Raw genomic sequence first — 9,561 nt, forward strand, 5'->3', positions numbered from 1 at the left:
GCCACATCCCCGGCTCGGTCAGCCTGCCCTACACCCGCCTGTTCCAGCCGGACGGCCGCTGGAAGCGCGGCGAGGCGCTCGCCGCCGCGTTTCGCGAGGCCGGCGTCGATCCAGACCAGTCCTTCGTCGCGACCTGCGGCTCGGGCGTGACCGCTGCGGTGCTGGCGTTCGGCGCGCATCTGCTCGGCACGCCGGCGGCGATCTACGACGGCAGCTGGTCCGAATGGGGTGCCGATCCGGCGACGCCCAAGGCGCTGGGGCCGGCATGACCGGCGACGACGACTATCAGGGCGACGGCACCCGCGTCGTCAATGCCGGCCGCCGCCGCGAGTGGACGCAGGGCATCGTCAACACGCCGGTCTGGCGTGCCTCGACCATCCTCTACGACGACGTCGCCCACCTGCGCGACAGCGGCGGGCGCGACACCCACCACCGGCTATTCTACGGCCGCCGCGGCACGCCGACGCAATGGACGCTGGCCGACGCGCTGACCCAGCTGGAGCCGGGGGCGGAAGCGACCTTCCTCTACCCGTCCGGCGTCGCGGCAATCGCCGCTGCCCTGCTGTCGGTGCTGTCGCCCGGCGACGAGCTGCTGCTGGTCGACAGCGCCTATGACCCGACCCGCAATCTCGCGGCGGGGCTGCTGAAGCGGCTCGGTATCACGACGCGGCTGTACGACCCGCTGATCGGGGCCGGCATCGCCGACCTGATCGGCGAGCACACCCGCGCCATCTTTCTCGAGTCGCCCGGCAGCCTCAGCTTCGAGGTGCAGGATATTCCGGCGATCGTCGCCGTCGCCAAGGCGCGCGGGTTGACCACAATCCTCGACAACACCTGGGCGACGCCGCTGCTGTTCCCGGCGATCGCGCGCGGCATCGACCTCAGCATGATGGCCTGCACCAAGTACGTCGTCGGCCATTCCGACGCGATGCTCGGCTCGGTGACCGCCGCGCCGTCGCATTGGAAGGCGCTCCGCGACACCAGCTTCCAGCTTGGCCAGGTCGCCAGCCCCGACGATGCCTGGCTCGGCAGCCGCGGCCTGCGCACCATGGCGGTGCGGCTGAAGCAGCATGGCGAGAGCGCGCTGCGCATCGCACAATGGCTGGCGGCGCAGGCCGGCGTCGGGCTGGTGCTGCACCCCGCGCTACCCGGCTGCCCCGGCCACGCGCTGTTCGCGCGCGACTTCAAGGGCGCGGCGGGGCTGTTCGCGATTGCGCTGGACGGCGGCGACGAGGCGAGCCGCGCCGCCTTCATCGATCGCCTCGACCTGTTCGGCATCGGCTATAGCTGGGGCGGGTTCGAGAGCCTGGCGATCCCGATCGACCCCAACGATCACCGCAGCGTCGGCCGCCGCGACTATTCCGGCCCGCTGGTGCGGCTGCAGATCGGGCTGGAGGACGCCGACGACCTGATCGCCGACCTCGACCGCGGGCTGGCGGCGTTCCGGGCGGCCAAGGGGTAGACGCCCGGCCGGACGCTAGTTCGCCGTCGCGCGTGCGTCGCGGCCGTCGCCCTGCGGCGCGGCGACGATGTCGCGGGTGGTCGCGCCCTTGTTGACCACCGTCGTCTTGGGGTCACCGACGTTGGAGCGCACGCCGGCATCGCCCGCCTCGCTGCCGCCCGCCTCGGCGACGATCGCCGTCTCCGAACCGCTGCGCGGAGCGGTGCCGCCGAACAGCGCGTCGAGCGTCTGGGCGTTGCTAGCGGTGTCCTGCGGCCGCACCTCGCCGGGCCGCGGCGGGGCCAGCGAGAAGTCGGGCGGGATCACCAGCGGGGCCTGCCGCGCCACCGCGAACTCATCGGGCCGGGCGCGGTCATAGCCGCGATGGCCGCAGCCGGCGAGGAGGGCGGCACCGAGCCCGATAGCGAGGAAGACCGACTTACGCATGACTATTCTCCGTAGCACGGGGAGGCTTGTCGCGCATCAGCAGCGCGCGGACAAGCAGGAGGATGACGCCGATCGAGATCGCCGCGTCAGCCAGGTTGAAGACGAGGAAAGGCCGCCACTCGCCCAAGTGAAAATCGGCATAGTCGACCACATAGCCCAGCCGCACCCGATCGAGGATATTGCCGATCGCGCCACCCAGGATCAGCCCGAGCGCAGCCTGGTCGATCCGGTTGCGCTCGCGCGCCATCCACACCGCGACAGCGACCGCGATCGCACCGGTCAGCGCGATGAGAAACAGCCGAGCGCCGTGGCTGTCCGCCTGAAACAGCCCCAGCGACACGCCATGATTGGCGACCAGGCGCAGGTTGAAGAAGCCGGTGATCCGGTACGGAGGGGTGAACTCGTCGAGCGCGATGCCCCGCGTCACGCCGAGCTTGGCAAGCTGGTCGAGCACGAACAGCAGCGCCGCGGCGGCCAGCCCGACGATCGGCACCCTACGCATCGGCCGTCACCTCGCCGACCACCGCCGCACAGCGGCCGCACAGCGCGCCGTCGACCGTCACGTCGGGCAGATGCCGCCAGCATCGGCCGCATTTGTGCCGCCCGGTGCGAGTCACCGCGATGCCGTCGCCCTGCGTCACGTCGGCGACGATGAACGCCTCCGCCAGCGCTTCGGCGGTCAACGGCATCGCCGGCACCGTCACCTCCGCTTCCAGGCTGGAGCGTACCGTCTTCTCGCGGCGCAGCGGCTCGATCGCCTCGGTCACCCTGACCCTGAGCGCGCGCACCTTCTCCCACCGCTCGGCCAGTGCCGGGTCGGGATCGTGCAACGGCAGCTCGGGCCATTCGAGCAGGTGGACCGAGCCGTCGTCGCTTGGGAAGCGTGCCTGCCACACCTCCTCGGCGGTGAAGACCAGCACCGGTGCGGCATAGCGGACCAGCGCATGGAACAGCGTGTCGAGGACGCTGCGATAGCCTCGCCGCTTGGCATCTTCAGGCGCGTCGCAATAAAGCGAGTCCTTGCGGATATCGAAGAAGAACGCCGACAGCTCGTCCTGCGCGAAATCGGTGAGGAGGCGCAGGTAACGGTTGAACTCGTAACCCTCGACCGCCTGCCGCAACTCGGTATCGAGCATCGCCAGCCGGTGGAGGATGTAGCGTTCCAGCTCGGGCATCGCCGCCGGCTCGACCCGCTCGGCTTCGTCCCAGCCGTCCAGCGCACCGAGCAGGTAGCGGAAGGTGTTGCGCAGCTTGCGGTACGCGTCGCTGGCGGTGGCGAGCACTTCCTTGCCGATACGCACGTCGTCGAAATAGTCGGTCGACGCCACCCACAGCCGCAGGATGTCCGCCCCCGATTCGCCGATGATCTTGAGCGGATCGACGACGTTGCCGATCGATTTCGACATCTTGCGCCCCTTGTCGTCGAGCGCGAAGCCGTGCGTCAGCACCGCGTCGTAGGGCGCACGGCCGCGCGTGCCGCACGCCTCCAGCAGCGACGACTGGAACCAGCCGCGATGCTGGTCGGAACCCTCGACATAGAGGTCGGCGCGCGTGCCTTCGCCGTACCGCGCCTCGACGACGAACGCGTGGGTCGATCCGGAGTCGAACCAGACGTCAAGGATGTCGTTGACCGGCTCGTAGTCTGCGAGGGCGTGATCCTCGCCGAGCAGCGCCTGGTGGTCGGCGGTGAACCACGCGTCCGCGCCGCCCTCGCGAAAGGCGGCGACGATCCTTTCGTTGACCGCGCGGTCGGCGAGGTACTCGCCGCTCAAACGGTTCACGTAGAGCGCGATCGGCACCCCCCAGGCGCGCTGGCGGCTGATCACCCAGTCGGGCCGCCCCTCGACCATCGCCCGGATGCGGTTGGCGGAGCGCGCCGGCACCCACCGCGTCGCCTCGATCGCGTCGAGCGCGGTGCCGCGCAGCGTTGTGCCGTAATCGCCGACCTCTCCGCCCTCGTCCTTGTCCATCGGGATGAACCATTGCGGCGTCGCGCGCTGGATCACCTTGGCCTTGGAGCGCCATGAGTGGGGGTAGCTGTGGCGGAAATCGTCCGACGCCGCGACAAGCGCACCCGCCGCGCGCAGGTCCGCGCAGATCGGGCCGTCGGCAGCAACGAACTTCTTGTTGATGACGCTGCCCTGCCCGCCCAGCCACGGCCAGTCGGCGCGGTACATGCCGGCGCCGTCGACCGCGAAGACGGGATCGATGCCGTATTGCTTGCACAGCAGGAAATCGTCCTCGCCATGGTCGGGTGCCATGTGGACGAGTCCGGTGCCGGCGTCGGTGGTGACGAAGTCGCCGGGGAGCATCGAGCGTGGCTTGGCGAAGAAGCCGCCGAGGTGGTGCATCGGGTGGCGGACGATGGCACCGGCGAGTTGATTCCCCATTGGTCCGCCATGGACCAAGATTTTACCAGCACCGACACGCTCGTAGAAGTGTTCGATCCGCTCTTCTGCGACCAAGTAGGTCACGTCATCCCACTCGAGCAGCGTATATTCAATGTTAGGCCCATAACTAAGCGCCTGGTTTACAGGGATCGTCCAAGGCGTTGTCGTCCAGATAAGCGCTTTTACAATGCGGCCTTCTGCCAACATCTTCTGAATAACAGGACAGTCCGGTGCCTCTATGATCTCGAACGCGACGTCGATCTGGGTCGACACCACATCCTCATACTCGACCTCGGCCTCGGCCAGCGCGGTCTTCTCCACCGGCGACCACATCACCGGCTTGGCCCCGCGATACAGCTGGCCGCCTTCCGCGAACTTCAGCAGCTCGCCGACGATCGTCGCCTCGGCGTCGTACTTCATCGTCAGATACGGGTCGTCCCAGTCGCCCATCACGCCCAGCCGCTCGAACTCCTCGCGCTGCACCGCCACCCATTTGTCGGCATAGGCGCGGCATTCGGCTCGGAACTGGGCGACCGGCACGTCGTCCTTCGACAGCTTCCTGGCGCGATACGCCTCCTCGACCTTCCACTCGATCGGCAGGCCGTGGCAGTCCCAGCCGGGCACGTAGGGCGCATCCTTGCCGAGCAGGGTCTGGCTGCGGACGATGATGTCCTTCAGCACCTTGTTCATCGCATGGCCCATGTGGATGTCGCCATTGGCGTAGGGCGGGCCGTCATGGAGGATGAATCGCTCCCGCCCCGCCCGCTGCTCGCGCAGCTTGGCGTACAGGCCTTGTCGAGCCCAGCGCGCCAGGATCGCCGGCTCCTTGGCGGCGAGACCCGCCTTCATCGGGAAGTCGGTCTTCGGCAGGAAGACGGTGTCGCGCCAGTCGCGCTGAGGGTCGGGAACGTCGGCCATGGATGAGGCGCGCTTAGCGTGTCGGGGCGCGCCCGTCACCCCGCCAGGATCGCCCGCACCCGCGCGCAATCGGCGTCCATCTGCGCCGTCAGCGCCGCCAGATCGTCGAACTTCGCCTCCGGGCGGAGATACTCGACCAGCTCGACCTCGATCTCCTGCCCGTACAGGTCGCCGGCAAAGTCAAAGAAGTGCGGCTCCAGCAACTCCTTGGGCGGGGTGAAGCTCGGCCGGATACCCAGGTTCGCCGCACCGGCCAGCACGCGCCCGTCCGCCAGCCGCCCACGCACCGCATAGATGCCATAGGCCGGACGCAGATAGCCGGCGAGATCGAGGTTGGCGGTGGGATAGCCGATCGTCCGCCCGACCTTGTCGCCATGCTGCACGACCCTGCGGATCGCGAACGGACGGGTCAGCAGCCGCGTCGCGACGGCGGTGTCGCCCGCGCGCAGCGCCGCGCGGATGCGGCTGGAGGAGACCGGCTCGCCATCGAGCGCCACCGGTGCCACCGCCTGCGCCGCGAAGCCGAGCTGCTCGCCCAGCGCTGCCATCACCTCCGCATTGCCGCTCCGTGCGCGGCCGAAGGTGAAGTCGGCTCCGGTCACCACCCCCGCCGCCGCCAGCGCGCCAACCAGACGGGCGGCGACGAACTCATCAGCCGCCAGCGCCGCCAGCGCCGCCTCGAAGCGGAACACCACCATCGCATCCGCGCCGGCGGCGGCGAACAGGTCCTGCTTCTGGTCGAGCGTGGTCAGCTCGAACGGCGGCGCGTCGGGCCGGAAATAGCGCACCGGATGGGGATCGAAGGTCGCGACCAGCGCCGGCCGTCCCTCGGCGCGCGCACGCGCCACCGCCGCCCCGACCACCGCCTGATGCCCGAAGTGGAAACCGTCGAAATTGCCGAGCGCGACGATGCCGCCGGCGAGGTGCGGCGGCACGGTCGAGCCGCCGTCCAGCCGCTCCATGCGGCGGCCTATACGGACGCGCTCACGCGCGCACCAGCGTCACGAAACTGTACGCCGGCCGACCGTCCTCGGCAGGGTGCTCCTCGCGCGCGACCTGCCGCCAGCCATCGGTGAAAGCGGGCACGCTGGGGCCGGCCGCGGGGGAGCAATGCACCTCCGTCAGTTCGACGCGGCTCGCCCGGTCGCGGTACAGCGCGAAGATCTCCGCGCCGCCGATCACCGCGACCTCGGCGACGTCGCCCGCCAGCGCCAGCGCGGCATCGGGATCGCGCACCACCTCGACGCCGTCGCGCGTCCAGTTAGGATCGCGGGTCAGGACGATGTTGCGCCGGCCCGGCAGCGGCCCCGGGAAGCTGTCCTGCGTCACCCGGCCCATGACGATCGGCTTACCCATCGTCATCGCCTTGAACCGCTTGAAGTCGGCCGGGATGTGCCAGGGCAACGCGCCCTCGACGCCGATCACGCCATTGTCGGCACGGGCGAGGTAGAAGACGATGGCGGGCGTGCGATCAGGCAGGCGTGTGGTCCTTGACCCATTGCTTCGGGTCCTTGTCGACCGGTGTCACCCCGGTCAGGTGATCCGCCTCGAACGCGGCGAAGCGGATGCCGAGCGCATGGCGCTCCGCGACGCTGGCGTGCTGGCGGAAGTCGGTCAGGCCCTGCCGCTCCTCCTCGCCCATATGCTTGCTGTTCGCCTGGTTGCACTGACCGATCGCCGCGAACCAGGCGTCGCTGCCGACAGCCTCCTTGTCTACCGCGGTGGCGGTGTCGCGGATCTCGTTATGGTCCTCGATCGCGTCCTCGGTCTCGTCGGCGGCGCTGTCGGCGTCGTTGGCACCGGTGCCGATCGCCATCAGCCGCGGGTAGAAGAACCGCTCCTCCGCCTCGGCATGGGCGTCGAGCAGGCCGCGCAGCCGGTTCCAGATCGAGCCGAGCGCGGCCTTGTCGCTCGAGTCGATCTCCTCGATCAGCGAGAAGAGTTTCCGCTGCTCGGCATGTTCGTCGAGGATCAGCTGGGTGATGTCCATGGCAATCGGCTCCTGTCGACGGTCTAACGCTTGACCGCCGATTGGGCTGCGGCGAGCCGTGCGATCGGGACGCGATAGGGGGAGGCGCTGACGTAATCGAGGCCGACGTGCGCGCAGAAGGCGATGCTCGCCGGGTCGCCGCCATGTTCGCCGCAGATGCCCAGCTTGATGGCGGGCCGCGTCGCCCGGCCGCGCTCGACCGCGAGGCTGACCAGCTCGCCGACGCCTTCGATGTCCAGGCTGACGAACGGGTCCTTGGCGTAGATGCCCTGCTCCACGTATGCGCCCAGGAACCGGCCGGCATCGTCGCGGCTGACCCCCAGCGTCGTCTGGGTGAGGTCGTTGGTGCCGAACGAGAAGAACTCGGCCGCTCCGGCGATGTCGCCGGCGCGCAGCGCGGCACGGGGCAGCTCGATCATCGTGCCGACCAGATACTCCACACTCTTGCCGCGCTCGGCGAACACGTCGGTGGCGGCCTGGTCGACCACCGCCTTCATCAGGTCGAGCTCGCGCCGGGTCGTCACCAGCGGGATCATGATCTCCGGCACCGGCGCGTCCCCCCGCTCGGCGACGTCGAGCGCCGCCTCGAAGATCGCGCGCGCCTGCATCTCGTAGATCTCGGGATAGGTGACTCCTAGCCGGCAGCCGCGATGGCCCAGCATCGGGTTGAACTCGTGCAGCTCGGCGGCGCGGCGCTTGAGCTTGTCGACATCGATCCCGGACGCCGTGGCGACCTCGGCGAAGTCCGCCTCCTCGTGCGGCAGGAACTCGTGCAGCGGCGGGTCGAGCAGGCGGATTGTCACCGGCAGCCCCGCCATTACCTCGAAGATGCCGACGAAGTCGCCGCGCTGCTCGGGCAGCAGCTTGTCGAGCGCGGCGCGCCGCCCGGCCTCGTCCTCGGCCAGGATCATCTGGCGTACCGCGGTGATGCGGGCGGCGTCGAAGAACATGTGCTCGGTGCGGCACAGCCCCACCCCCTCCGCACCGAACTCGCGCGCGGTGCGGCAGTCGTCGGGGGTGTCGGCGTTGCAGCGCACCTTCATCGTCCGGGTCGCGTCGGCCCATTCCATCAGCGTGCCGAAGTCGCCCGACAGCTCTGGCTGCACCGTCGGCACCTCGCCCGCCATCACCTCGCCGGTCGCGCCGTCGATGGTGAGCGTGTCGCCTTCCTTCACCTCGCGGCCGCCGACCCGCATCACCCGCGTCTTAAGGTCGATGCTGATCGATCCCGCCCCCGACACGCACGGCCGGCCCATGCCGCGCGCCACCACCGCGGCGTGGCTGGTCATGCCGCCGCGCGCGGTCAGGATGCCGCGCGCGGCGTGCATCCCGTGGATGTCCTCGGGGCTGGTCTCGGTCCGCACCAGGATCACCGCCTTGCCGTCCGCCGCCCAGCGCTCGGCGGTGTCGGCGTCGAACACCGCCGCTCCCGACGCCGCCCCCGGGCTGGCAGGCAGGCCCTTGGCGATCACGTCGCGCTTCGCGTCGGGGTCGAGCGTCGGGTGGAGCAGCTGGTCGAGACTGGCCGGGTCGATCCGCGCCACCGCCTCCTCGCGGGTGATCAGGCCCTCGTTGGCCATGTCGACCGCGATCTTCAACGCCGCCTTGGCGGTGCGCTTGCCCGAGCGGGTCTGCAGCATCCACAGCTTGGTCTTCTCGACCGTGAACTCGATGTCCTGCATGTCGCGATAATGCGTCTCCAGCGTGTGGAACACGCCGGCGAGCTCGCCATAGACGCCGGGCATCGCCTCTTCCATCGACGCCGCCTTGGCCCCCGCCTCCTCGCGCGCCTTGAGCGTCAGGTATTGCGGCGTGCGGATGCCGGCCACCACGTCCTCACCCTGCGCGTTGATCAGGAACTCGCCATAATATGCGTTCTCGCCCTTGGCCGGGTCGCGGGTGAACGCCACGCCGGTCGCGGAGGTGTCGCCCATGTTGCCGAACACCATCGCCTGAACGTTGACCGCCGTCCCCCAGCTGCCGGGGATGTCGTTGAGCCGGCGATAGACCTTGGCCCGCTCCGACTGCCACGACCCAAACACCGCCCCGACCGCGCCCCACAGCTGGTCGTGGACGTCCTGCGGGAACTCCTTGCCCCATTGCTCGCGCACCAGGCCCTTATACTCGGCCACCAGCGCCTTGAGGTCGTCCGCCTCCAGCTCGGTGTCGAGGGTCAGGCCCTTGTCCTCCTTAGCAACCTCCAGCGCTTCCTCGAACGCGCCGTGGTCGAGCTCCAGCACGACATCGGCGTACATCTGGATGAAGCGGCGATAGCTGTCCCAGGCGAAGCGCTCGTCGCCCGCCGCCGCCGCCAGCCCCTCCACCGTCGCGTCGTTCAGCCCCAGGTTGAGGACGGTGTCCATCATCCCCGGCAT

General features: G+C 69.5%; 9 protein-coding genes. 2 read left to right on the top strand and 7 right to left on the bottom strand.

Translation table 11 applies throughout. The features are described 5' to 3' along the window. On the top strand, nt 1-269 hold a 269-nt coding region (locus tag HUU96_RS06275; protein ID WP_254605053.1), incomplete at its 5' end, for a sulfurtransferase. Beyond that, the gene (gene metC, locus HUU96_RS06280) at nt 266-1,462 is read left to right on the top strand and encodes a cystathionine beta-lyase (RefSeq protein WP_174291985.1); all 1,197 of its coding nucleotides are present in this window, start codon (nt 266-268) and stop codon (nt 1,460-1,462) included. The genes HUU96_RS06275 and metC, both read left to right, overlap by 4 nt. 15 nt (nt 1,463-1,477) lie before the next feature. Here the strand turns inward: metC and HUU96_RS06285 are convergent, their stop codons facing one another. The 7 genes from HUU96_RS06285 to ppdK all read right to left on the bottom strand — a co-directional run. After that, entirely contained in the window at nt 1,478-1,888 is a 411-nt protein-coding gene (locus HUU96_RS06285; RefSeq protein ID WP_174291986.1) for a DUF3035 domain-containing protein, read from the bottom strand. After that, on the bottom strand, nt 1,881-2,390 hold the full coding sequence (gene lspA / locus HUU96_RS06290) for a signal peptidase II (RefSeq protein ID WP_174291987.1): 510 nt from the start codon (nt 2,388-2,390) through the stop codon (nt 1,881-1,883). The genes HUU96_RS06285 and lspA overlap by 8 nt, the downstream gene beginning before the upstream one ends. Continuing rightward, nucleotides 2,383-5,196 carry an isoleucine--tRNA ligase gene (gene ileS, locus HUU96_RS06295; RefSeq protein ID WP_174291988.1) on the bottom strand — a complete coding sequence of 938 codons (2,814 nt, stop codon included), beginning with the start codon at nt 5,194-5,196 and terminating at the stop codon, nt 2,383-2,385. Before ileS ends, lspA begins: the two co-directional genes overlap by 8 nt. Before the next feature lie 35 nt (nt 5,197-5,231). Next, on the bottom strand, nt 5,232-6,158 hold the full coding sequence (locus HUU96_RS06300) for a bifunctional riboflavin kinase/FAD synthetase (RefSeq protein ID WP_174291989.1): 927 nt from the start codon (nt 6,156-6,158) through the stop codon (nt 5,232-5,234). 22 nt (nt 6,159-6,180) lie between these two features. Continuing rightward, entirely contained in the window at nt 6,181-6,654 is a 474-nt protein-coding gene (locus HUU96_RS06305; protein ID WP_174291992.1) for a dihydrofolate reductase, read from the bottom strand. Nucleotides 6,655-6,667: 13 nt separating this feature from the next. Beyond that, nucleotides 6,668-7,186 (bottom strand): hemerythrin domain-containing protein, encoded by a 519-nt coding sequence (locus HUU96_RS06310; RefSeq protein ID WP_174291990.1) that lies wholly within the window; start codon nt 7,184-7,186, stop codon nt 6,668-6,670. 23 nt (nt 7,187-7,209) lie between these two features. Then, nucleotides 7,210-9,561: pyruvate, phosphate dikinase (gene ppdK, locus HUU96_RS06315; protein ID WP_174291991.1), on the bottom strand; the 2,352-nt coding region annotated here is incomplete at its 5' end.

It is taken from the genome of Sphingomonas bacterium (genome assembly GCF_903644135.1).
Taxonomy (GTDB): domain Bacteria; phylum Pseudomonadota; class Alphaproteobacteria; order Sphingomonadales; family Sphingomonadaceae; genus Sphingomonas.

Bases quoted from the DNA above. Each gene is read 5' to 3' on its own strand.
- HUU96_RS06300 (WP_174291989.1), bottom strand. From the start codon at position 6,158: ATGGAGCGGCTGGACGGCGGCTCGACCGTGCCGCCGCACCTCGCCGGC.
- metC (WP_174291985.1), top strand. From the start codon at position 266: ATGACCGGCGACGACGACTATCAGGGCGACGGCACCCGCGTCGTCAAT.
- ileS (WP_174291988.1), bottom strand. From the start codon at position 5,196: ATGGCCGACGTTCCCGACCCTCAGCGCGACTGGCGCGACACCGTCTTC.
- HUU96_RS06285 (WP_174291986.1), bottom strand. From the start codon at position 1,888: ATGCGTAAGTCGGTCTTCCTCGCTATCGGGCTCGGTGCCGCCCTCCTC.
- lspA (WP_174291987.1), bottom strand. From the start codon at position 2,390: ATGCGTAGGGTGCCGATCGTCGGGCTGGCCGCCGCGGCGCTGCTGTTC.
- HUU96_RS06310 (WP_174291990.1), bottom strand. From the start codon at position 7,186: ATGGACATCACCCAGCTGATCCTCGACGAACATGCCGAGCAGCGGAAA.